Raw genomic sequence first — 24516 nt, 5'->3', positions numbered from 1 at the left:
AGAGAGGCGGGTGCCCGGGCATCCGCCTCTCTCTGTGTCAATTATCATATACCTTTATTGCCCGCTAAGCCATTTGAAGAGCTCATTATGAAGAGGGCAATTGCAGTTGTTTTTTATATGCTGCAGGTCATAGATCCCGCCGTCGCTTCCTGCGTTTTGATAATACCAGCTGCCATTATCTCCGGTACCGGCTGATTTTGCCGCGGTACCGAAAACCTTTTTGTTTATGTCGTTCTCCGATGAGGCTATGATATTCTTATAGGATTTATACCAGTCTTTATCTTGTATCTTTAAAAGCTCTGAAGCCGATATCGTCTCTTCAAGGCTGTACAGCTTTCCGTTTGCAGGCATTATTGAGCGGATCTCGTTGATACTGAACCCGGGGGCAAAATCCAGACCATAGACAATTATCGAATCTTCCGGATCCCGACTGTTCTCAATAACTCCTTTTACACCTACATATCTCGATCTTTCAGGGTTTGAAAGTACAGCCCCTCCCAAGATATCTGATATTCCCGTGTCAGATATGGCACTTCCATCAATATTCAATTCCGACGCCCTCGCGTTCATAGCTCTTTTCCTCAAAACGGTGGAATTTGAAGCGTTTTTGAGAGCATAGAATATTTTTGCAGCGATGTTAATCTGTCTGTTCAAGGTTGCCGTCTGAGATGTGGTGTAATAATAATTCTTCACTTTTACGGTAGTTGTAGATGTAGTACGGGTAGTGTTTGGATTTCCCACAAAATCTCCGAACCACATTGGTTCAGATGCGTAAAATTTGGGACCTATGCACCAGGGATCTCTCTTTTTTATTTCTGACAGCGGGTCCCCAGGGTTGAGTGCATCCCAGTTGTCTGTCCTTTTGAGAAACCTTACTCTTAAAATATTGCGGGGATATCCCTTCCCTTGGGTTTCATCATAATATTCAATCACTGTATACATTACTCGGTAACGGTCAGGCCATTGACCAAATGTAAAATTGCTGTTTGTCAAGTATCTGGGGTGATAAAAATCGAATTCTCTGTTATTCATTGACTCATTATAAATTCCAAGAGGGTTAGGGTCGTTTTTATTGTTCCTAACGATCTCTTCACCGTCTCTGAACTTGGAAACGAAGAAACCATAGGGATAACGGTACGGTGAATACTGGACAGCGTATCCAACATCTCTAAAATTATTGTCAAGCTCACCATTGACCACTTTCCCAAAATTACTGTTGTTTGACCTGGTGCTTAAAAAAAGCGCTGATCCCGTTATTTCATTTTTTATTTTCGAATCAAACACTATGGAGTAGTTAGTAACAGTGATATATGAAGGTATATCGGATGCTGATTCCCTTCCAGCCACCCACGCCCCGTATATTCTGTCGTTGTCAAATTTATCATGCTTCAGCTGCATTACAAAAGAAGCACCGTATCCCGGTTTGCTCGGAGAGTCTATCGTCATTAGAATTTGTCCCGAATTAACATCGAAAACGTTTTCATTGTGCTGTGTGGCAACATCCGTAAGAAAAACATCTCCGGTGCCGTTGGGAGTTTGGCTGTCAGGATCAAGGACATCTAGGATTTCTTCAAACTCCTCACTTGGCGCCTCAACTGCCTTAATGACGACATAATCGCTCCACCTTGGAACACCTGAAGCAACAAGGCTGCCTCCGGATGACTTGACTACCGGTGTCACGCGGCATCTTATCACACCGGTCGCCCATTCTGTCTCTGTTGCCCCTGTGTCAAGATGAAAAGCTCCTGTTGTGTCAAGCACTTTTCCCGTAACCGGATTTCCTCCTGAGACAAGCTGCCAGTAATAACTGTTTCTGTTTAAATCTGTCGGGCCGGCCTCCGTCACGGTAAGATCGGCGGAAACACTTCCGCTTATGAACCATTCTACGACCGATTCATCCGACATCGGCTGTGATGTCCCCGTCTGATTGATCAGGTCATATACAGCCTCTATTTTTGTGCCCTTGTGCATTGTCAGTCCGTTGATCTTGATCTTTGTATCATTGTCGTAAAGGTCAAGCCTGTCCAGATAGAGGCTTGCCCTGATTTTAAGTATTGTTCCCCTCAGGATGCCTGAAACCGGGGTACCCTTCTTCTCGGGCCGGTTGTACAGCGCGCTCTCAACCTCAAGGTCAAGTTTAGCCTTCGGCTGATCGCTGTTTTTTCCATGTATGTCCATTTTAAAGATATAGTTTTCCTGGGTATCTTCCGAAGAAACCGGTATCATAAACTCGAGACTATCAATATATTCGGAACCCTCAAGCACATGGTCTCCCTTCGAGTCCCTGTGCACGACCGAACCGTTTAAGAGGAATACGTAGTGGATGTCTTCGGAGAGCGACGCGGGGGCCGGGATGGTTGCCGCATCTGCTGAAAGCAGCTCTATCTGATCGGTTACGTTGAGCATGGGGGCAACGGTCCTCTCGAAGGAATCCGCAGTGAAGCGCACGCCGCTGATCACAACGGCGTTGGACTCTGCCTTGGTGAAGAGGTCAAAGCCCGAGCTGACTGTAAAAGCTATGCCGGCGATCACGATTGACATCATGACCACGCCTACCAGGAGCTCAACAAGTGTAAATCCCGCTCTGGCAAAGCTTTTCATGGTGTGTTCCCCCTTTTGATCAGATACATCTCTGTTCCCTCTTTACCTTCCTGCTTATACCTGTAAAGGGTGAAGGGCAATTGCCTGCTGTTTATTATTATCTGGTCAGAACCAATAGAGGCCCCTGCGGGGGATGGGTCAGATCCCTGGATTATTCCCAGGATCTCATTTTCTACAGAGTTCTTGTACTCCTGCTCTTTTATGGTCTCTTGTCTGGACTCGGTCACCATCTTTACACCATAGAAAAGCGTTCCTGTGAGGGCAAGGATTCCAACAGTGAAAAGCAGTATGGAGACGATTACCTCCACAAAGATTGCGCCGGTCCTCTTCAATTTCCTGCGCTCCATGTAAAAGTCCTTGGCGTTACTGTCAGATTTATGGTAGTTCTGACAATAGCTGATCCGCCTTTTTCAGAGGATGCTTTTGCAACGACTGATGCTCTCTGATCATCGCCTTTTATAGTTATATCTATGGAAGCTGAGAAGTTTCCGTCTGTAATTTGTTTTGTTTCTGAAACTATCCCTGTCCTGTTCAATATACCGAAAGCTTCAGGATCCGCTGTCAACTGTTCCGTCACTGCCTGGGCCGTAGTCCTTGCAAGATAATCGAGCCTTGTTTTTTCGATCTGTTCTGTTTGCCAGGCCCCCACACGGAGGGTATTCCTGGCTATCGTCACAACGACAGAACTGATCAGGGAAAGCACAAGGAACCCTATAAGCACTATCGCTAAGAGGGCTGCTCCGGGACGTTTTTTTGTCATTGCACGATCAACTTTCATAAAGACTCCCCCATTTAGAAAGTATAAGCGCAGCGACGAATTACATCAATAAGAGAGATTTGCACATAATAATGATTTTTGAAGCTTTGATCAAGACAATGTGCTGTCTGCAAAAAGTTAAACTATCGAAAGGATAAGCTCCCTGATCACTTTGCATGCAACTGTTGTCGAGACTCCGCTGTTGTCATAGTGCGGGGCAAGTTCGTTCACATCGCATCCGACTACATCAAGTCCTTTCAAGCTATGGACAGCTGATATCAGATCTGTGAAAGATACGCCGCCCGGCTCAGGAGTCCCCGTTCCAGGGAATATGGATGGGTCAAGTACATCAAGATCTATCGTGATGTAGACAGGTTTTCCCATAAGTTCATCAAAGACTTCATCCAGGGTCCCGAAATCGTACTTCCTTTGAACGGTGTTCTCCCTGGCCCAGAGGTCCTCTTCCCTTGTCATCGAACGGATGCCAAACTGATATATTTTTCCTTTAATGAGTTCATGGCAGCGCCTTATGACTGTCGCGTGAGAAAGTTTCTCTCCCATGTAATCGTCACGGAGATCTGCGTGTGCATCAAAATGTACTATATTGAGGTCTGGATGCTTTTTTACAATGGCCCTGACAGCTCCAAGGGTGACAAGATGCTCTCCGCCTATCATCAGTGGTATCTTCCCATCAGAGACTATTTCTGATGCCGCCTCTTCGATCCTTTCAAGCGCTTCGCAGGTGTTGCCGAAGGGAAGGTCCAGTTCTCCCGCATCAAAGACAGAGAGATCTGTAAGATCTCTTTCAAGATAGGGAGAGTAGGTCTCTATGCCGTATGATTCGTTGCGGATAGCAGACCCGGCAAATCTCGAGCCGGGCCTGTAGCTGCACGTGCCGTCAAAGGGGGCGCCGAATATGACAAGATCCGCCTCGTCATAACCGCCTTCGCACCCTATGAAGACCATCGGGTCGTTATTCTTTATCCGCGTCATCAAGGAGTTCCTTAACGTAGGTCGGTATCGCGAAGCAGCCCTTATGGAGGTCCGTGTTGTAATACTTCGTCTTTATGCCGAGGCTGTTCCATCTGTTCGTATCAAGATCCTTAATCGGATCCTTTTTCTTGGATGCGAAGCCGAAAAGCCAATGGCCTGACGGATATGTGGGAATGTGGGCCTGATAGACCCTTGTGACAGGAAAGAATTCCCTGATCCTTTTGTGGGCCCTCTTCATCGACATTGCGTAACTCTCATAGTAGGGGCACTCGTGCTGGTTGACGAGGATACCCTCTTCTGTCAGCGCCTTGAAGCAGTTGCCGTAAAACTCTTTTGTGAAGAGCCCTTCTCCCGGGCCGAACGGGTCTGTGCTGTCGACTATTATCAGGTCATAGATGTTGACCTTGTCGCGAACGAATTTCAGCCCGTCCTCATAGTATATGGTGACCCTTGGGTCAGAGAGCTTGGATGAGGTCTGGGGCATGTACTCAAGGCATGCCTCGACGACCATCTTATCTATCTCGACCATGTCTATTTTCTCGATCGTACTGTATCTGGTGAGCTCGCGGACAGTTCCACCGTCACCGGCGCCTATAACAAGGACCTTCTTTATGTCGGGGTTCGACGCCATCGGAACATGGACGATCATGTCGTGATATATGAACTCGTCCTTCTCCGTAAGCATCATGAGCCCGTCAAGTGTCAGGAAACGGCCAAACTCTTCGGCTTCAAAGACGTCAATTCTCTGGAATGTGCTCTTCGCCGAATAGAGCTGTTTATCTACCCTGATGGAAAACCTTACGTTTTCACTATGTTCTTCCGTATACCAGTATTCCATTTTTTATTCCTCCACTGTCTCGATATTGTTCATTTCCATGTCCTTGGTACCGGTCATGACGCATCCCTTTTCCTTGGCGTAGCTGATGTAGCCGATTATCTCGGCTGTCAGCCTCTCACCGGGCGCAAGTATCGGGATGCCCGGGGGGTATGCCATTACAAGTTCCGCACTGATCATTCCAAGGCTTTCCTTTATGGGAACACTTTTTTTCTTTGCGTGGAAAGCCTGCTGTGGAGTCATCGCCACCTGCGGATCAATATACTCGTGGTCAAGCATGTTCATCGGGTCGCGGCTGAAGCGGCGCTGTATCTCTGCCAGAGCTCCAAGGAGCCTCTCAATTTCAAGTTCTCTGTCACCCACTGAAATAATGGCCAGGACGTTGCCGATGTCCCCAAATTCTATCTGTATACCGAATTCATCCCTTAGGATGTCATAAACTTCTATTCCTGCAAGACCCATCTCACGGGTATGTATGCTTAGTTTGGTCCTGTCAAAATCAAAAACTGTCTCTCCGTTGATTATCTCTTTTCCGAAGGCCCTGAGGCCGGGGATTTTGTTTACCTCTCTCCTCGCATATTCGCTGAGCGAACATACCCTTTCGAATATCTCTTTACCGTGGAGGAAGAGGTTTTTTCTGGCAATGTCGAGGGATGCCATGAGCAGATAGCTTCCGCTAGTTGTCTGTGTCAGGTTTATTATCTGCCTTACAGTTTCGGCATCGACTCCCGGGCCCAGCAAAAGCATAGAGCTCTGAGTAAGGGAGCCCCCTGTTTTGTGTATGCTGACTGCTGACATATCCGCTCCAGCGTCCATCGCTGAAAGGGGGAGGTCCTCACCGAAGTAGAGGTGTGTTCCGTGTGCCTCGTCGATAAGGGCGAGCATGCCTGCCTCATGGGCTATTTTGACTATCTCTCTCAGGTCACTGCAGACCCCGTAATAGGTTGGATTGTTAACAAATATAGCCTTTGCGTCCGGATGTTCCGATACTGCCATTTTTACATCGCTGACTGACATGCCCAGGCTTATCCCAAGTTCCGGTTCGATCCCGGGGTTCACGTAGACAGGTGCAGCTCCGCAGATCACCATTGCGTTTATTACGCTCTTATGGACGTTTCTCGGCATGATGATCTTGTCGTTCTGCCTGCAGCATGAAAAGATCATATTCTGTACTGCTGCAGTCGTACCGTTTGTTATAAGGAATGCCTGGTTCGCTCTGAAAGCCTCTGCTGCCAGGATCTCTGCCTCCCTGATGACTCCGGTAGGATGGGTCAGGTTGTCAAGAGGTTTGCTTGAGTTGAGATCCATCGAGATGCACTTCTGGCCAAAAGCATCAACAAGAGCCTTATGTCCCTTGCCCTGTTTGTGACCGGGGACATCAAAGGAGACTATCCTGTTTTGTATATATTCCTGGAGCGCATCGTAGATCGGAGTCTCATTCTGCCTATTCATAGATATTCATTCCCGTATAGATCTCTATCATTTCCCTGCGAAGCCTGTTGGTTATCTCAAGCCTCTCTTTGGGGGTAAATTCAAGCACATCATTGTTGAAGAGATAATTCTGAAGGTGCAGTTCCTTTATCAGCATCTTAGTGTGAAAAATATTGGCCTGATAAACGTTAATGTCCTGGGCGTCATATTCCTGCAGGGTCCTGGAATCTATGAAATCCTGTATCGAGGCTATTTTGTGGTCGATATAGCATTTACGGCCGTCCATCTCACGGGTGAAGCCCCGGACACGGTAGTCTATCGCAATGATATCCGAATCAAAGCTGCCAATCAGATAATCAAGGGCATTCAACGGAGAGATCTTGCCGCATGTCGATACATCTATGTCCACACGAAAAGTGGATATAGACTGGTTTGGGTGGAACTCAGGGTAGGTATGGACCGTAAGGTGGCTCTTGTCCAAATGGCCGCATACAGTTTCGCGTTTCGAGAGTATCTCAAGCCCGCAGTTGCATGAATCGTCAAGGGTCTCCGGAGGAATGGGCATCTCAGCGATCAGGATGGTGACGCTTGCCCCCTGCGGGTCGTAGTTCTGCTTGGAAATGTTCAGGACATGGGCACCAATCATATCAGTAACATCGCAGAGGATATTGGTGAGACGCTCTGCGTTGTACTGTTCATCGATGTATGCCAGATACTCGTTCTTTTCTCTTTCTGTCTTTGCGTAACACACATCATAAATATTGAAGCTAAGCGTTTTTGTAAGGTTGTTAAAGCCATACAGTTTAATTTTCTCGGCCATCTCAGGCTCCTTTCTGAAAATGGCCTCCGCATGAGTGTTCATCCACTCGGGGTGCTTGCTTTACACCCCTTAAAATAAAAAACAACCACCCGCCTTCCTCAGGGGAAAAGACAGGATAGTTGTACTTGATAGATGATCCCTACTTTATTTGATTGATGTATTATACAAATATTGGTAGTTTATTTGAGCCTATACAGTAATATATACTTTTACTGCTCATGTCGACCATTCACAAGTACTCTAAACTTATGAACACAATTTCGCGGAGGTCTCCGCAACAAAATTTGAGCTCTGGCTCATCAACACGATATCACAATCGCTAGTTCGGCATTTGACCCGGCTGTCCGTATGGCCATTCGTATAACTGTAATCCAGTTAGGTCAGATTTTAAAAATGCTTGACTCGGTTTGTGATGATAGACTTAAATACCCTACCCTCCTTATTACCGCTATCACTAGTCGCTTTTTATCATATAAATCGAAATGATGCAAGCAATTTTATGTAGATTTGGTACAATTGCTCAGATATGTCATTTTTCGCGTAGATAAAAGCTGAGACAGATCAAGACAAAGAGATGAGATTTACCTCATGATTCTTAATGTATCAATGTCGGTCAATCATCCGTAAAAATCCTACGACCTACTCTTTTCACATCTTCAATGCACATTCTCAGAGAGATGCCAAAGGTATAACGAAGCGATAGTTCCGTATGGGGAATATCTTTTCCTGTATTTTTCGAAAGTTCCCCTCTCGATGTCCTTCAGACCGTAAAGCGACATCATCCCTTTTCTGATGGCAAAATCTTTGTAGCTTAATATGTTCATCCTGCCAAGTGAAAAGATAAGGAACATCTCGGCAGTCCAGTCCCCTATGCCCTTTATTGAGGTAAGGCGCGAGGCCACATCTTTGTCCGGCAGATCAGCAAGCCCCTCGATGTCAAGTGCGCCGGAAAGGACAGCTTCACTCAGTCCCTTTATATACTGCGCCTTTTTCATTGATATACCTACGGACTTGATCTCTTCATCGGGAAGGAATGCTGTCTTTTCCGGGGTAACTATCCCAAATTTTTGAGTTATCCTCATCCTCACAGTTTCCGCAGCCCTGTTGGATATCTGCTGCGTTGCAATATAGCCCACCAATGAGTCAAAGAGATCTTCACTCACTTCACATTTCAGATATCCCGTGTTTTCGATCAGCTTCCCAAGTTTTTTGTCTTTCCTGGAGAGGAAGAAAAGTTCTCTTTCTCCGTATTCAAGAACGGGCATTTTTTCTTTCCAATTCCAGCAAAAATTCCTTTATGTCCAGACCTCCGCCGTATCCGACAAGTTTACCGTTTGATCCTATTATTCGGTGACAGGGGATGATTATGGCGATCGGATTTCTGTTGTTTGCCATCCCTACAGCTCTGAAACCTCTTGGGCTTCCCGCCGCCCGGGCAATATCTCCGTAACTTCGGGTCTCTCCATAGGGCACCTGCAGCAGGACCTTCCAGCATCTCATCTGAAAATCTGTTCCCAACGGCGCAAGTGGAAGGTCAAATACCTCACGTGTACCCTCAAAATATCCCCTTAGCTGCTCCGCCGCTTTTTTGTGAAGAGGAGTTTCCTCCCTCCTGTACTCTGACGGAGGTACGAAAGACTTCGCAAAATGGACATCGGTTATGCTCTCTGACTCTGTCCCTATCTCAACTTTTCCGACACCGTAGTAAGTGTAGCAGTAAAATGTTTTCATCTATTGCAGGCCTCCTTTGCCGTGCTGTTTTACACTACTTAAACTATACTTGCTTATAGGCTAAAATTATAGTTGCTCTGTATCATCTCATAAAGAGACAGGAGGAATGTTTATGAAGATTTTTGTTTCGGGCGCATCGGGCAACGTAGGAAAGACCCTCGTTAGGACAATACAGAAGATAGAGTGGGCAGAACTAGTCGGGGGATGGTGTAAGGAAACGGGAGAAGATCTCGGAGAAATTGCCGGGATAGGGCCGATAGGAATAATCGCCACCAACGATCTGAGGTCCGGCATCGAGGCCGCAAAGCCTGACATTGTCATAGATTTTTCTGCAACACCTGTGCTGCCGGGCAACCTGAAACTCTACGCAGAGAAAGGTCTCAATGCCGTGATCGGCACGACCGGACTTACGGACGACGACCTGGCGCCATTCATAAAAGAAGTAAAAGAAAAGGGGCTTCGCTGGTCCGTGATACCAAATTACGGTCTGGGGATAAGCCTTGTAAGAGATTTTATCAAAAAAGTACGCCGGTATTATCCCTACCTGAGCATAATCGACCGCCATTTTCCGGGAATGGCCAACGCTCCGAGCGGAACCGCGGCAAGCCTTGCAAAGGCCTCTTCGGGAGCACCCGCACCTGTGGAAAGCAAAGAGATCTACCCAGGGGTACTGGGCGCAAAGATATCTGACGTCCCGGTCCTTTCACAACGACTGCCATGGCCGGGACCATACTCTGAACATGAAGTGCTTCTCGGGAGAAATGACGAGATCATTAGAATCTCTGTTCAGGACCACACAAGTGATATTTACATGGACGGGGTCTTCCTGACTGTGGAAAAGCTTCCGAAAATGGCCCCAGGAACGTTTATACGCGAACTTTCAGAGATCATCGAAGCCAGCTGAGGTGTTTGGGGCCATCAATAAGCAAAGAGCACGATACGGTCAATGATCATGCCTGTATAATTGATTCCAAATCCATACTGAAAAGGTGATTTAATGCGTCGTCTGCTTATACTTGCACTGGTGCTTTTTTCTCTGATGATCCCCGCGAGCTCGTGGTCATCCGATACCGTTGAATTCAGCGCGCTTATTATTGAGAAGGACAATGGCGTGGAGCAGAGAGGAAAGATCTACGTAGCTGAAAACATGTTGCGATATGAGCTCGAGAAAAGCGACGAGGTCGTAGTCACCAGACACGATAAAAAAGTTATCTGGCTGATATTCCCGAAGCTCAGAAAATACGTCGAACAGCTATATCTTGGCGATCAGAAACAAAATTACGCCGGTGCTCATGAAGCAGATACAGGCAATCTCTCAAAGGAATTTATAGGGCATGAAATGGTGGATAGCTACAGGCTTAAAAAATTCCTTGTCACAGTTAAATACAACAACGGAGAGAGCAAGGACCAGTATTATGAATGGTACCGGGACAATTTTCCCGTGCCTGTAAAGACACAATCCCTTGATGGAATGACATCTTACGAATACGTGAACATCAAGCTGGGCAGACCTCCTGCAGAGTTTTTTTCTGAGCCAAGGGGATACAAAAAGATAACGGTCGAAGAGCTGGCTGAGATAGAAGAAAACAATAGCACTCAGCCCAGATAGAATAATATAGAAAGAGGAAGCGGTCATCTGGCCGCTCCCTCTTTCTATATTTCTTCAATTTATCATGACTGGCTGGCTTTCTTCAGATCATAAAGGTCCCCGCCTCTTCTTACCGCGATGATCTCGGCAAGGATCGAGACCGCGATCTCTTCGGGAGTCTCAGCTTTTATCGGAAGTCCTATCGGCTGGTGTATCCGGTCCAAATGTTCCTGCGAGACACCTCTTGCAACAAGCATCTTCCTAACCGCCGCTATCTTTGAGCGCGAACCTATCATTCCATAATATGCCCCGGGCTTTTTGTCCGTTATCGCCACAGCCTCTGCATCCAGTGCATGTCCACGGGTCACTATGACCACATAGCTTCTCTCGTGGAGAGTTATCCCTTTTTCGTATATATTGCCGATAGGACAGACGACCGTGCGGGCACAGGGGATATTCTCGCTGTTAGCATACTCTTCCCTCTCGTCCCATACTGTGACCCTGAATCCTGCAAAAACCCCGACCTCGGCAACAGCCTTTCCCACATGTCCTGCACCAAGGATCACAAGTTCATCTTCTCTACCTATCACTTCCATATAGATCGTTGCTGAACCTCCGCAGAGCATTCCGTCCTTCTCTGTAAGCTCCTTCTTCCATACTAGCACTGTATCACCTGAAGCTAGAAGTTCCGTGGCTTTTTTGATCGTTTCAAATTCTAAGAGTCCCCCGCCGATAGTGCCGCTGATGCTGCCGTCCTTGTACACCCACATGGAAGCACCTTTGCTCCTGGGGGTCGATCCGGATTCCTCGGTAACAGTGCAAAGCACACCGTAGTCACCGGCTTCGACCTCTCTGCTTATTAGGGCCAAAAGATCTCTGTTCATGCTTTATGCTCCTTTGCCAAAAATTTCCTGATGACCGAAGGGAAGCAAGATTGCTCTCCGGAAGGAAAACACATCAGCTTCCTGCCGCGAAAGAGCACGAAGGATACCGGCAGGTCGGGCAGTGTTCGCAAAGTCCTCCCACACCCCATCTTCGCACAAGGTCGCCAGGCTCTATGCCTGCAAAGACAAAAGGCAGCAGTTTATCCAGCGCTGTCCTCTCATCAAAGGCAACACAGGCAGGTGCGCCTATGACCGCTACATCTTCTCCGTCGATGGGTGACTTGGCATAACCCAGCATAAGCATGGCGCCCGGCAGGGCGGGAGATCCCTGGAAAGAGATCTTCCTGCAGACAGAACGGATAGCTCCGGGCGTTCTGTCGTCCGCGTCCACGCTCATCCCTCCGGTGCATATTATTACCTTGGCTCCCTCATCAAGGAATTTATTGATTGCATTGGCTATCTGTTCAAGAGAATCAGTGCAGAAGGCCTGCCCTATAACGCTGCCGCTGAGCCTGCTCAGTTTTTCATCAAGCTTCGGCCTGAAAGCATCCTGTACCCTTTTGTCAACTATCTCTTTGCCCGTGGTCACGACAGCTACTTTGAGATCCCTGAAGGGCAGCACAGCGAAAGGTCTGCTTCCTCTAACTGCCGCGACGGCACGTTCGACCCTGTAGTCTTCCATTACAAGGGGTCTTATGCGAAAACCCGCGACCGTCTGTCCTTTGAGTACAGGGCGGTGAGGCGCCAACGCAGAAAGCACCCAGTCGGGATCCTGATTCACCCTGTTGACTGTCTCAGCAAGGTACCATAGTATGCCTGAACTTGTCGCGATGAGATTGCAGCGGCCCTCTTCAGGAGGCGTTATCCTCAAGTTCTCTCCGCAGAGCACCTCCGCGAGCTGCATAGCAGCGTCATCTTCATGAACTTCTCCGGGAGACATTTCCATAACAGAGAGGTTTTCCCTTCCCATGTCCTTCAGTGTGGGGATATCTTCTTCCGTAATAACCTGGCCTTTTTTGAAACGGGCAGATTTTTTGTGGTTCACCGCATCTATCTGTGTAAGGTCATGTGCAAGAGGCCTGCCAATGGCTCCTTCAAGCGGGATCACTGTTATCTTCATGTTTATCCGGCCTCCGTTTCAGGGCTGCATTCACTGCAGCACCCATATACAACAAGCTGTTTGCCCTCAACTGTCATACCCTCGGGAACCTCGACCCGGGGAAGCCGCTGATCTGTAAGACAAAACATTTTTCCGCAGTGAAGACAAAGGAAATGGGGATGATCCCCGGGACAGCCCTTTGACTCCGGATCATGGGCGCAGAAGCGCCATACTCCGTCCAGCCCCTGAACCTGGTGTACAATGCCCGCGGCTTTAAGGGTCTGCAGGGTCCTGTACAGCGTGACCTTATCAAGCGATTCGACAAGGGTAGAGGATATCTCGCTATGAGAGAGAGGGGAACCTTTTTCCACCAAAAGCCGCAGTACGAGCTTTCTCTGATGTGTGGCTCTCAGTTTTGCAACGCTAAGTATTTTTTCAACGTTCAAAAAATCACCCCTTGGATATTAAACGCAACCAATTTGCATTTTAATGCATTCCATCTGAGCCTGCAAGGTTTTTCTATAACCACATCTGATCTAAAACATTTTACTTTCATATTTTTCATAAATAAACAAAATTTATTTTAGTTTGTTTTCAGCAAATTGATCGTTAATTAAATATGGATTCATGATAGAAATAATTATAATATTAACCACATTTACCTATTAACATTGTTTTTTATGATATTGTCAATGACTGTGACCTGCAGATAGTCATTTTTTTAACAAACGAATGGTTGACATTTACCGTATATGGTCGTATTATGTCGCCCATTACGTCAGGTCATAGCACCCGGCGGGCAGGCCTAAACCTCGAAAGGTGGGACATAAAATGCGAATAGACAGTTTGATCCGTGACATATTTAGTCTGGTTCTCGTACTAGTACTTCTTATTAGCAGTGGGTCCCCCGAGGTGGCCGACGCTTAAACGTCGTGTTACTTTCGGACCGGGGCCCTTCAGGGGTCCCGGTTTTTTTTTGTCTCTATTATCAGCATACAGGAGGACATGATATGAAAAACACTTTTACCATCCTATCTGAAGACAACCCGGGAGTTCTCATGAGGATAGCCGGATTGATCTATAGGAGGGGCTACAACATTGAGAGCCTCAGCGTCGGACAGACAGATACTCCCGGAATATCAAGATTCACGGTCGTTATTGAGGGTGAAGAGGGTGTTTACGACCAAATCAGAAAACAGCTTCTTAAACTCATTGAGGTCATAGAGGTCACAAACCTTACGCAGGAAGGGCCGTTTGTAGAGCGCTGGCTTGCACTCGTGAAAGTCAGGGCCCCCCTTGACAGGCGTCCTCACGTTCTTCAGACAGCAGAGGTGTTCCGCTGCAGGGTCGTAGACCTGGGAACAGAAGCTGTGACACTTGAGATAACGGGAGACAAGGGAAAGATGATCGCCTGCATGGAAGCTTTTAGGCCTTACGGAATAATTGAAACAGCGGGTTCGGGGCAGGTGGCTCTTTCACGTTCCGGGTTTGTTCCTGAAGAGTTGGTTGAAACAGGTTTTGCAGCAAGCAAATAATTTCCATGATCGTTATGACGAGGCCTCAAAGAGACCCAGCATAAATAGATAACATAATTTTAAATGTCCAACAGGACAGAAGGAGTGTTTTTGTTATGGCAAAAGTATATTACGACCGCGACGCAGACCTTAGTTTTCTCGATGGAAAGACTATAACGATAATCGGTTATGGAAGCCAGGGACACGCACACGCACAGAATCTCCGCGATAGCGGAGCAACTGTGATCGTAGCCCTCCACGAGGGAAGTAAGTCAAAGGTGACCGCGGAGAAAGATGGTTTTGAAGTCTGCACTGTTTCAGAGGCTGCAAAGAAATCCGATGTAATGATGTTCCTCATGCCTGACCATCTGCAGGCATCTATATACAAAAACGAAGTGCTCCCCAACCTTAAAAAGGGCGCAAAACTTGCTTTCGCACACGGATTCGCAGTCCACTTCGGACAGATAGTACCCGAGCCCGACCGCGATGTCTTCATGGTAGCACCCAAGGGACCGGGACACATGGTGCGTCACATGTATAAAGAAGGAAAGGGCGTACCCTGCCTCATCGCGATATACCAGGATGCATCCGGCAAAGCAAAGGACTTCGCCCTTGCATACGCGTCAGGTGTAGGCGGAGGAAGGGCCGGGATCATAGAGACCTCGTTCCGTGAAGAGACAGAGACAGACCTCTTCGGAGAACAGGCGGTCCTCTGCGGCGGAGTCAGCGAGCTCATGCAGGCAGGATTCCAGACCCTTGTAGAAGCAGGTTACCAGCCTGAGATGGCTTACTTCGAATGCATCAACGAACTCAAACTGATCGTTGACATGGTTTTCGAGGGTGGTCTCAGCTGGATGCGCTATTCAGTAAGCGACACCGCTAAGTACGGCGATATGATAGCCGGACCGCGAGTGATCGGCGAGGAATCAAAGAAAGCAATGAAACAGCTTCTGACAGAGATCCAGGACGGCACCTTCGCACGCGACTGGATACTTGAGAACCAGACAGGCCGCCCCCGCATGAAGAAATGGGCAAAGGCCGCCCAGGAAGCTGAATGTGAAGGGGTAGGAAAAGAGCTCCGCAAAATGATGCCCTGGATGGAGCAGAAAGAAATACCCCGGTTCTAATAACAACATTATAGAAGCGGTGAGCGCTTATCCCGACCGGGCGGCATGACAACAATAAAAACAGAAAAACATCATCCGCCCGCTCCTCGCTTCTCACGGCATAATCAGCCGATTCCACTACCTTAATAAAGGAGAGAACGACATGATAGATCGCGTACGAATTTTTGACACAACACTCAGAGACGGAGAACAGGCTGCAAGGATCAATCTCAACAAGGGAGAAAAGCTCCAGATTGCCCGTCAGCTGGCCCGACTTGGTGTTGATGTCATAGAGGCTGGTTTCCCCGCTTCGTCACCCGGCGACTTTGAATCCGTACAGGCAATAGCCCGTGAGATAAAGGGCCCGATAATAGCTGGGCTTGCGAGAACCAGATCAGAGGATATAAGAAGCGCAGCAGAAGCTGTAAGGGACGCTGACCGCCCGCGTATACACACGTTTATAGCGACAAGCCCGATACACATGGAGTATAAACTGAAGCTTGATAAAGAGGGTGTACTTGCAGAGGTCCGGAGCGGCGTGAGCCTGGCAAAGTCACTGATTGACGATGTTGAATTTTCTGCCGAAGACGCAAGCCGTTCTGAGGTACCGTTCCTCATCGAAGTCTTTAAAACAGCCATAGAATGCGGGGCAACGACCCTCAATATCCCGGATACAGTAGGGTATGCACAGCCTGATGAGTTTTACTCTTTTGTTAAAGAGATCATCAACGGAGTCAATCCTCCTGAAAATATAGTCTGGTCCGTACACTGCCATAACGATCTCGGGCTCGGGGTCGCAAACTCACTGGCCGCTGTAAGGGCAGGGGCAAGACAGATCGAATGCACTATCAACGGCCTCGGAGAACGGGCAGGAAATGCCTCAATGGAAGAGATAGTAATGGCTCTTAACACGAGGCAGGACCAGTACCCCTCCAAGACAACAATTGACACGACAAAGCTCTACAGCACCAGCAAGCTTGTAGCTCATCTTACCGGAGTAATGGTACAGCCGAACAAAGCAATAGTAGGACTGAACGCTTTCGCTCATGAAGCTGGCATACACCAGCACGGAATGCTCTGCAACAGGGCAACGTATGAGATTATGACCCCTGAAACCGTAGGAGCTCCGGGGTCTGACCTCGTCCTCGGCAAACACTCGGGTCGTCACGCATTCAGGGATCGGGTTGAAAACATGGGTTACCAGCTTTCAAAAGAAGACATTGAGACAGGGTTTACTTACTTCAAAGAACTCTGCGACAAGAAAAAAGACGTGAGCGACGGCGACATCGAAGCCCTGATGCTTGACAGGGTCCTCTCTTTCGTGCCTGAGAGAAGGTACATTCTCAAGGACTATGCGGTACATGTAGGCACAGGAAGCAAACCGACCGCCAGCGTCACCCTGACATCGGGCGATGACGACTACACTGAAGCGGCAGTAGGCAACGGACCAGTAGATGCATCCTACAACGCTGTGAAGAAGATCCTCGGATTCTCCCCGCAGCTGAAGGGATTCAGGATAGGGGCAACGAGTGAACGTTCAGATGCTCAGGGCGAAACCAGGATAGTTCTCCATCATAAAGACATTCAGGCCCAGGGACGCGGAACCAGCACGGACGTCATTGAATCGTCCATCCGCGCTTATGTGGACGCAATAAACAGACTGTACGCTGCGGCTGCAGCAAGGGAGATAAAACTAAATGGCCATGACTCTCGCTGAGGCGATAATAGCAAAGCACACCAAGGACCCTGTTGAAGCAGGCTCTATCTGCCGTGTCAGCGTAGATTTCGCTTTCACGAACGACATAACCGGCCCCCCCGCGATAAAAGAATTCAGGAAAATGGGGGCGAAAAAGGTCTTCGACCCTGCGCGCTGCGCAATTTTACCCGACCATTTCTCGCCGGCAAAGGACATCGCTTCTGCAGAACAGATCAAGGAGTGCCGTGAATTTGCATACGAACAGGACATGCTTTTCTGGGAAGTAGGCAGGGTCGGGGTCGAACACGCCTTCCTTCCTGAAAACGGGCTCGTCCTTCCGGGAGAAATAGTTCTCGGCGCTGACAGTCACACCTGCACGCACGGAGCTATGGGAGCACTTGCAACAGGAGTAGGTTCGACTGACCTCGCAGCCGCATGGGCTTTGGGTGAAACCTGGCTCAGAGTACCTGAGACCATGAAGGTCTCTTATGAAGGGACTCCGTCGGAATGGATCTGCGGCAAGGACATGATACTCGCTCTGATAGGAAAGATCGGGGTAGAGGGAGCCCGCTACATGGCCCTCGAATTCCACGGAGAGGCTCTTGGAAAGCTTGGACTTGATGACAGGTTCACCCTGTCAAACATGGCCATTGAAGCAGGGGGAAAGACAGGTCTGATAAACCCTGATGAAAAACTCCTCCAATACGCCCGCGAACGTGCGGCGAGGCATTTTGAGCCGATCTTTGCCGATAAGGACGCAGTCTATGCAGCTTCCCTCACGATAGATGTGACAGATATGGAACCTCAGGTGGCAATGCCGCACCTGCCTGAAAATGTAAAACCTGTATCTGAGGCTGCAGGAACACCTGTCGACCAGGTCTTCATCGGCTCCTGCACCAACGGCAGAATCAGCGACTTAAGAAGTGCTGCCAGGATACTCAAAGGAAAGAAAGTACACAAGAAGACAAGGCTTATGGTCATCCCGGCATCTTACGAGATCTACCGCCAGGCGATGAAGGAAGGGCTTTTTGATATATTCCTCGACGCAGGAGCAGCGATCTCGACCCCAAGCTGCGGCCCATGCCTCGGAGGCCACCTTGGTATCCTTGCCGCAGGCGAACGCTGCATATCGACAAGCAACAGGAACTTCGTAGGCAGGATGGGATCGCCAAAAAGCGAGGTAATCCTGGCCGGTCCTATGGTAGCGGCAGCATCCGCAGTTGCAGGCCACATCTGCCATCCAAAAGAAATAATGGCATAGGAGGCAAAGAGATGGACACGACATTAAAAGGAAACGCCTGGGTTTATGGCGACAACGTTGACACTGACGTAATAATCCCCGCAAGATACCTTGTTACAAGCGACGAAAGATCTCTGGCTGCCCACTGCATGGAAGATATCGATGAGACTTATGCAAAAGGAGTATCGAAGGGCGACGTTATAACCGCAGGCAACAATTTCGGCTGCGGCTCAAGCAGGGAACACGCCCCTATCGCAATAAAAGGATCCGGTGCATCCTGTGTTATAGCAAAATCATTCGCACGGATATTCTACCGGAACGCAATAAATATCGGTCTCCCGATCCTTGAATGCACTGAGACAGACCGAATTGCAAAGGGAGATCTCATTGAGATAGACCTGACAAAAGGAACTATTACAAACAGAACAAAGGGCGAGACGTACCATGCCAAGCCTTTCCCTGAATTCCTGCAGAGCCTCATCGGTCTTGGGGGGCTGGTCCCCTACGTCAGGACAAGACTTTCTGAACAAGGACGGTAATCAAAATGAAAACATATAAGATAGCGGTAATACCCGGTGACGGGATAGGCCCCGAAGTGATCGGGGAGACCATAAAAGTTCTTGAAAAATCCGGCGAAAAATTCGGCTTTTCTTTCGAGTGGGAAAAATACCCTTACGGAGCAGGGCACTACCTGGCGACAGGTGAGGTAATTCCTGAAGAGGCTATTGAAGAGATGTCGAAATGCGATGCCATGCTCCTCGGCGCTATCGGCGACCCGAGGGTAAAGCCCGGCATCCTGGAACAGGGCATCCTGCTTGCCTTCCGCTTCCGCTTTGATCAGTATGTCAACCTGCGTCCCGCCTTTTCACTGCCGAAAGTCCATACTCCCGTCGACCTAAAGGGGGCGAAAATGGATTCTGTGGTAGTCCGTGAAAACACTGAAGACCTTTACATGTGCATAGGTGGTACTACAGAAACAGGTGTACTTGAACTTCCCGTAGATGTCAGCAGGGGCAAATATGAACTCAAAGGTATGGTCAGCCTGAGAACAGATCCGGGGTATCCCTTCGCTGCACAGGCTGCCATTAACAGCAGACCGGGCGTGGAAAGGATCACTAGATACGCATGCGAGCTTGCAAAAAAACGCGGAGAAGATACAGTGACAGTAGTATCCAAATCCAACGCGGTCTCTGCACTTTACGGATTCTTCGAAGAAACAGCAAAAAGGGTAATGGCAGAGGAATACCCAGGGCTCAAATATGCCATGGTAAACGTGGATGCCCTCTGCTACCACCTGGTTCGCAACCCGGCGGCTTACGGAGTACTGCTCTGTCCGAACCTCTTCGGTGATATAATCAGCGACCTGCAGGCCGGACTGGCAGGAGGACTCGGTACAGCCGCGGGAGGAAACATCGGGGACGGTCTCTCGATGTTTGAGCCGGTACACGGCTCTGCGCCTGACATTGCTGGCACAGGCAGGTCAAATCCTGTTGCGGCGATACTTTCTGGAGCCCTGATGCTGGAACATCTTGGGGAGCAGGAAGCCTGTAAAGCTGTAAACTGCGCCGTATCAGATTTTCTTGAAAATGCAGCTGAAAATGAGCTGCCATTTGAATTCGGCGGAACAGCCGCCTTTGACCAGGTGGGAGAGAGTATCAGAAAGTATATTTAGCAAAGTTACACACCGGCCACTGATCCGAGGCTCAGGTGGTGTCGCTTTTACAATAGGAGGTATTTCCAATGGCTAAAATGAACGGAGCCCAAATGGTGGTCAAGTCCCTTGAAGCAGAAGGTGTGGACACGATATTCGGCCTGCCCGGCGGAACTGTTATCCATCTTTATGACGCAATATATGACTCAAAGATCAACCACGTGCTGATGCGCCATGAACAGGCAGCTTCGCATGCCGCTGACGGATATGCGAGAGTGAGCGGAAAGCCCGGGGTATGCATAGCCACATCCGGTCCCGGAGCAACAAATCTGGTGACCGGTATCGCCACTGCAAACCTGGACTCCGTTCCCATGGTTGCTATCACCGGACAGGTAGCAACCACGGTGATCGGAACAGATGCTTTTCAGGAGGCAGACATCATGGGAGCTACTATCCCACTTGTAAAGCACAGCATGCAGGTGAGGACTCCGGAACAGATACCCTCTGCAGTAAAAAAGGCTTTTTACATCGCCTCTACGGGAAGGCCGGGGCCTGTCCTGATAGATGTACCGGCGGACGTACAGAAAGGTTTCGGAGAATTTGAATACCCCGAAAACATAAGCTTCCTGGGGTATGATCCTGAGAGAGGATCAGATCTTTCTCAGCTTGACGATGCTGTCTCTCTTCTTGAACATGCTGAGAGACCGGTCATCTTTGCAGGGGGCGGCGTGATAAGGTCTGGAGCAGCCGGAAAACTTACAGAACTTGCGGAGAAGCTGGAGATACCGGTAGTCACATCCCTTCTTGGAAAGGGAGCTTTCCCGGAATCACATCCGCTGGGGCTCTCACTCGGAATGGCAGGAATGCACGGTCATCCTGTAGCTAACAGGGCACTCATGACAGCTGATGTCATCCTCGCGATCGGATCCCGTTTCAGCGACAGGACCACGGGAAAGAGATCGAGCTTTGCTTCTGCGGCAAAAATAATCCATATCGACCTCGATCCTGCAGAGATAGATAAAGCTATAGGTTCTGAAGTCTGGCTTGTGGGCGATGCAGGTAAGATCATTGACGCGATCACAAGCTCAATGAAGAAAAAATACTTCGACCGTTCAAACTGGCTTGAAGAGCTTGAGATGATACGGCAGAAAGAGCCGCTTCCCAGAAACGAATACGCAGGAGAGATAGCTCCCTGGCAGGTAATAGAATCTCTGCGCGAGATAACCGGCGGCAAATCAGTGCTTACAACAGAAGTTGGCCAGCACCAAATGTGGGCAGCTCTCCACTACAAAGTCGAAGAACCGCGCCGCTTCGTGACATCAGGAGGTCTCGGAACCATGGGATTCGGCTTTCCAGCGGCGATAGGAGCTGCACTAGCATGTCCCGGCCAGCACGTCTGCTGCATCGCAGGTGACGGGAGTTTTATGATGAATATCCAGGAGCTCGACACCTGTGCGCGGTACAATATACCTGTCAAGGTCTTCATCCTCAACAATTCCTGCCTCGGTATGGTCCGTCAGTGGCAGCAGCTCTTTTATGAACACCGTTACTCTAATACTATCTACAACCGCAATCCTGATTTCGTAAAAATTGCAGAGGGTATGGGCGTAAGCGGTTTCTCAGCTACCAGACCGGAAGAGATAAGGAAAACGATAGAGGCGGCTTTGAACGTCCCGGGCCCCGCTCTAGTAGATTTCAGGATCCCGCAGGGGGCACTCGTGCTTCCCATGGTCCCTCCGGGCGGATCGATAGACAAGATGATACTTAACTGAGGGGAAGGATCTAAGAATGAACAGCGACAAGGCAAAAAAGGGTTATCAAAGAAGCCCTCACCGCTCCCTGCTTAAGGCGGCGGGATATACGGACTGGGAGATAGAGCGCCCATGGATAGGCGTGGCGAACTCTTACAACGCCATAATACCGGGACACGTTCATCTTAAGACCATAACAGAGGCTGTAAAGGCCGGCATATACGCTGCCGGCGGACTCCCAATAGAATTTCCTGTGATAGGAGTCTGCGATGGTATAGCAATGAACCATGAGGGCATGAAGTTTTCTCTGCCAAGCCGCGAGCTGATCATGGATTCGATTGAAGTCATGGCCCGCGGACATGCCTTCGACGGTCTTGTCCTCGTTACCAACTGCGACAAGATAGTCCCCGGAATGGCTATGGCTGCAGGCAAACTTAACCTCCCTTCCGTCGTGATCTCCGGCGGCCCTATGATGGCAGGCACCATGAAGGGAAGGGTCCTTGACCTAAACAGTGTTTTTGAAGGGGTCGGGATGAAGGCGGCAGGCAAAATTTCAGATGAAGAACTAAGGGATGTCGAAGACAATGCCTGTCCCGGATGCGGATCATGCTCGGGGATGTTCACGGCAAACACCATGAACTGCATGATGGAGGCACTCGGACTCGGGCTTACCGGAAACGGTACGATCCCGGCCGTCCATGCCGGTCGTGTCAGGCTAGCCAAAGATGCGGGACGGGCAATAATGACACTCGTTGAAAAGAACATAAGGCCAAGGGATATCCTTACGATGGAAGCTTTTGAAAACGCTCTTGCCGTCGATCTCGCCCTTGGAGGATCTACGAACACCTCGCTCCACCTTCCTGCGATTGCATGGGCCGCAGGACTTAAACTCCCTCTAGAACTCTTCAACGAGATCGGAGCAAGGGTCCCCCATCTCTGTTCAATGAGCCCAGCGGGTCATCACCATATTGAGGACCTCTGGCAGGCCGGGGGAGTCGAGGGACTTATGGCAAGACTTCTTGAAAAAGGCCTGATACACGGAGAACTGATAACTGTCACAGGAAATACCGTAAAAGAAAACCTCAAAAAGGCAAAGGTCGTAAACGACAACGTTATCCGCCCGGTCGAAGACCCTTATCACAAAGAGGGCGGACTGGCCTTTATGAAAGGCACTCTGGCTCCGCTAGGAGCTATCGTAAAACAGTCTGCCGTGCTTCCGGAAATGCTCGTACATGAAGGACCCGCAAGGGTCTTTGACTGTGAAGAGGAAGCAAGCAAAGCCATCCTGAACAATGAGATAAAGGACGGAGATGTGGTAGTCATCCGTTTTGAAGGACCTAAGGGAGGCCCCGGAATGCGTGAGATGCTCACACCGACCTCCGCCATAATGGGTCAGGGCAAGGGAGGCACAGTCGCACTCATAACAGACGGCCGTTTTTCCGGAGCTACGAGAGGCGCTTCCATCGGACATGTTTCTCCTGAGGCAGCTGTAGGCGGTCCTATAGGACTAGTTGAAGAAGGAGATATCATATCGATCAACATTCCGGCAAAAAACCTTGATCTTAAGGTAAGCGAAGAAGTGCTCGCAAAGAGAAGAGAAAAATTCGTTCCCCGAGTACAACCGACAGACAGTCCTTTCCTCACAAGATACAGGGCATTTGCAAGTTCCGGTGTCGAGGGAGCGGTACTGAGGGATAAACCACTATAAGTGGCACGACCCAAAGAACCCGACTGTTATCATTAAAAATGATAGTATTTGATGTTTTCGGGGGTGTCCGCTGCATGGACATCCCCTATTATTATGCCTAAAAGCAATTTTTACGAGATAGATCCGGGCCAATAAAAAGCTTTAATGCCCAATAGTCGCAACAATGTTGCAAAAACAAAGAGGCTCTACTATAATCCTCTTGTTGATACTTAGTTGCAATAGGAGGTCTTTAATGTGATTGTGCCAAAATCTTTTAAGTTCTCTCTTCTTTCTCTGTTCTTATTGATCCTCTCTCTCTTCACACTTCCGTTACCCGCAAACGCCGATACAAACCTGACTGTATTCGCTGCGGCGTCAATGACAGAATCTATGAATATGATCGCGGAAGCGTACAAAAAAACAGTCCCTGACGTAAAGATCATCTTTAATTTTGATTCAAGCGGCACCCTGAAAACACAGATCGAACAGGGTGCGGAGTGCGATATTTTCATATCGGCAGGCCAGAAGCAAATGGATCAGATCGACATTAAGGCGGCTTCCAAGGTAAACACCAAGAAACTTGACCTTGTAATGGATGGGACACGTTTCAACATAGTTTCCAATAAAGTTGTGATGGTGGTTCCAAAAGGGCACAATCCCAAAGGGATCAATGACTTTAAAGATGTAGTCACAGAAAAGGTTTTTATCATTGCACTCGGTAATTCGGATGTTCCGGTCGGACAATACTCGGAAGAAATATACAGAAATCTTGGCCTTTGGGACAAACTTAAAAGCATGAACAAAATAAGCTACGCAAGTAATGTAAAAGAAGTTCTTTCACAGGTCGCTGCCGGAGCCGTTGATTGCGGTGTTGTATACAGCACCGATGCCGCAACATCAAAAGGTGTGGATGTTGTAGCAGAAGCACCGAAGGGAAGTCACCGGCCGATAACTTACCCTGCAGCAATTTTGAAGAATGCGAAAAATCCCGAAGCGGCGAACGCATTTATTGCTTTTCTTAAGGGACCGGAAAGCTTAAAGATCTTTAACAAAATTGGATTCGCTGTTCCAGCCAAATAAGAGAACCCGAATTAATTAAGGGGTGGTCATGCATGGATAAGACGTGGCCATC

Annotated in this window: 23 protein-coding genes; 11 read left to right on the top strand and 12 right to left on the bottom strand. The window is 48.8% G+C overall.

Annotated features, from left to right (window positions below; all coding sequences use genetic code 11):
* Positions 1-54 precede the first annotated feature (54 nt).
* From CVV54_02545 to CVV54_02505, 9 genes are all read right to left on the bottom strand, one after another.
* The gene (locus tag CVV54_02545) at positions 55-2601 is read right to left on the bottom strand and encodes a hypothetical protein (protein ID PKL05167.1); all 2547 of its coding nucleotides are present in this window, start codon (positions 2599-2601) and stop codon (positions 55-57) included.
* Positions 2598-2933: a hypothetical protein gene (locus CVV54_02540; GenBank protein PKL05166.1), complete on the bottom strand. Its 336-nt coding sequence runs from the start codon at positions 2931-2933 to the stop codon at positions 2598-2600. Before CVV54_02540 ends, CVV54_02545 begins: the two co-directional genes overlap by 4 nt.
* Entirely contained in the window at positions 2930-3379 is a 450-nt protein-coding gene (locus CVV54_02535) for a hypothetical protein (GenBank protein ID PKL05165.1), read from the bottom strand. The genes CVV54_02540 and CVV54_02535 overlap by 4 nt, the downstream gene beginning before the upstream one ends.
* Before the next feature lie 117 nt (positions 3380-3496).
* Positions 3497-4351 carry an agmatinase gene (gene speB / locus CVV54_02530; GenBank protein ID PKL05164.1) on the bottom strand — a complete coding sequence of 285 codons (855 nt, stop codon included), beginning with the start codon at positions 4349-4351 and terminating at the stop codon, positions 3497-3499.
* The gene (locus tag CVV54_02525) at positions 4332-5189 is read right to left on the bottom strand and encodes a spermidine synthase (protein PKL05163.1); all 858 of its coding nucleotides are present in this window, start codon (positions 5187-5189) and stop codon (positions 4332-4334) included. The genes speB and CVV54_02525 overlap by 20 nt, the downstream gene beginning before the upstream one ends.
* 3 nt (positions 5190-5192) lie before the next feature.
* A complete protein-coding gene (locus CVV54_02520; GenBank protein ID PKL05162.1) occupies positions 5193-6644 on the bottom strand; it encodes an arginine decarboxylase in 1452 nt (483 codons plus the stop codon).
* Positions 6631-7437, bottom strand: coding sequence for an adenosylmethionine decarboxylase (locus CVV54_02515; GenBank protein PKL05220.1), 807 nt, complete (start codon positions 7435-7437; stop codon positions 6631-6633). Before CVV54_02515 ends, CVV54_02520 begins: the two co-directional genes overlap by 14 nt.
* Before the next feature lie 656 nt (positions 7438-8093).
* Positions 8094-8702, bottom strand: coding sequence for a DNA-3-methyladenine glycosylase 2 family protein (locus CVV54_02510; protein ID PKL05161.1), 609 nt, complete (start codon positions 8700-8702; stop codon positions 8094-8096).
* Positions 8689-9168 (bottom strand): cysteine methyltransferase, encoded by a 480-nt coding sequence (locus tag CVV54_02505; GenBank protein ID PKL05160.1) that lies wholly within the window; start codon positions 9166-9168, stop codon positions 8689-8691. The genes CVV54_02510 and CVV54_02505 overlap by 14 nt, the downstream gene beginning before the upstream one ends.
* A 112-nt stretch (positions 9169-9280) precedes the next feature.
* Between CVV54_02505 and CVV54_02500 the strand changes: the two genes are divergently transcribed.
* A complete protein-coding gene (locus tag CVV54_02500) occupies positions 9281-10072 on the top strand; it encodes a 4-hydroxy-tetrahydrodipicolinate reductase (GenBank protein PKL05159.1) in 792 nt (263 codons plus the stop codon).
* A gap of 93 nt (positions 10073-10165) precedes the next feature.
* Positions 10166-10777: a hypothetical protein gene (locus CVV54_02495; GenBank protein PKL05158.1), complete on the top strand. Its 612-nt coding sequence runs from the start codon at positions 10166-10168 to the stop codon at positions 10775-10777.
* A gap of 62 nt (positions 10778-10839) precedes the next feature.
* On the opposite strand, the gene CVV54_02490 is transcribed toward CVV54_02495, so the two are convergent.
* The 3 genes from CVV54_02490 to CVV54_02480 all read right to left on the bottom strand — a co-directional run bounded on the left by CVV54_02490 (position 10840) and on the right by CVV54_02480 (position 13185).
* Positions 10840-11640 (bottom strand): xanthine dehydrogenase, encoded by an 801-nt coding sequence (locus tag CVV54_02490; protein PKL05157.1) that lies wholly within the window; start codon positions 11638-11640, stop codon positions 10840-10842.
* 73 nt (positions 11641-11713) lie between these two features.
* Complete coding sequence (locus CVV54_02485) at positions 11714-12760, bottom strand: molybdopterin-binding protein (protein ID PKL05156.1); 1047 nt, start codon at positions 12758-12760, stop codon at positions 11714-11716.
* Between the two features lie 2 nt (positions 12761-12762).
* Positions 12763-13185, bottom strand: a complete 423-nt coding sequence (locus CVV54_02480) for a transcriptional repressor (GenBank protein PKL05155.1) — start codon at positions 13183-13185, stop codon at positions 12763-12765.
* A gap of 564 nt (positions 13186-13749) precedes the next feature.
* On the opposite strand from CVV54_02480, the gene CVV54_02475 reads away from it, so the two are divergent.
* The 9 genes from CVV54_02475 to modA all read left to right on the top strand — a co-directional run bounded on the left by CVV54_02475 (position 13750) and on the right by modA (position 24464).
* Positions 13750-14274, top strand: a complete 525-nt coding sequence (locus CVV54_02475; GenBank protein PKL05154.1) for an acetolactate synthase small subunit — start codon at positions 13750-13752, stop codon at positions 14272-14274.
* Positions 14275-14369: 95 nt separating this feature from the next.
* A complete protein-coding gene (locus CVV54_02470) occupies positions 14370-15380 on the top strand; it encodes a ketol-acid reductoisomerase (GenBank protein ID PKL05153.1) in 1011 nt (336 codons plus the stop codon).
* Positions 15381-15522: 142 nt separating this feature from the next.
* On the top strand, positions 15523-17076 hold the full coding sequence (locus CVV54_02465; protein PKL05152.1) for a 2-isopropylmalate synthase: 1554 nt from the start codon (positions 15523-15525) through the stop codon (positions 17074-17076).
* Complete coding sequence (locus CVV54_02460) at positions 17057-18316, top strand: 3-isopropylmalate dehydratase large subunit (GenBank protein PKL05151.1); 1260 nt, start codon at positions 17057-17059, stop codon at positions 18314-18316. The genes CVV54_02465 and CVV54_02460 overlap by 20 nt, the downstream gene beginning before the upstream one ends.
* Before the next feature lie 11 nt (positions 18317-18327).
* On the top strand, positions 18328-18834 hold the full coding sequence (gene leuD, locus CVV54_02455; protein ID PKL05150.1) for a 3-isopropylmalate dehydratase small subunit: 507 nt from the start codon (positions 18328-18330) through the stop codon (positions 18832-18834).
* Between the two features lie 5 nt (positions 18835-18839).
* The gene (locus tag CVV54_02450; GenBank protein ID PKL05149.1) at positions 18840-19967 is read left to right on the top strand and encodes a 3-isopropylmalate dehydrogenase; all 1128 of its coding nucleotides are present in this window, start codon (positions 18840-18842) and stop codon (positions 19965-19967) included.
* A 68-nt stretch (positions 19968-20035) separates the two neighbouring features.
* On the top strand, positions 20036-21718 hold the full coding sequence (ilvB, locus tag CVV54_02445) for an acetolactate synthase, large subunit, biosynthetic type (GenBank protein ID PKL05148.1): 1683 nt from the start codon (positions 20036-20038) through the stop codon (positions 21716-21718).
* Between the two features lie 16 nt (positions 21719-21734).
* Positions 21735-23405, top strand: coding sequence for a dihydroxy-acid dehydratase (gene ilvD / locus CVV54_02440; GenBank protein PKL05147.1), 1671 nt, complete (start codon positions 21735-21737; stop codon positions 23403-23405).
* Positions 23406-23639: 234 nt separating this feature from the next.
* On the top strand, positions 23640-24464 hold the full coding sequence (gene modA / locus CVV54_02435) for a molybdate ABC transporter substrate-binding protein (GenBank protein ID PKL05146.1): 825 nt from the start codon (positions 23640-23642) through the stop codon (positions 24462-24464).
* Positions 24465-24516: the final 52 nt, after the last annotated feature.

It is taken from the genome of Synergistetes bacterium HGW-Synergistetes-1 (assembly GCA_002839185.1).
Lineage (GTDB): Bacteria > Synergistota > Synergistia > Synergistales > Synergistaceae > Caenicola.
The sequence above is the reverse complement of the archived record's forward strand: the minus strand, read 5'-3'. Positions and strand labels throughout refer to the sequence as shown.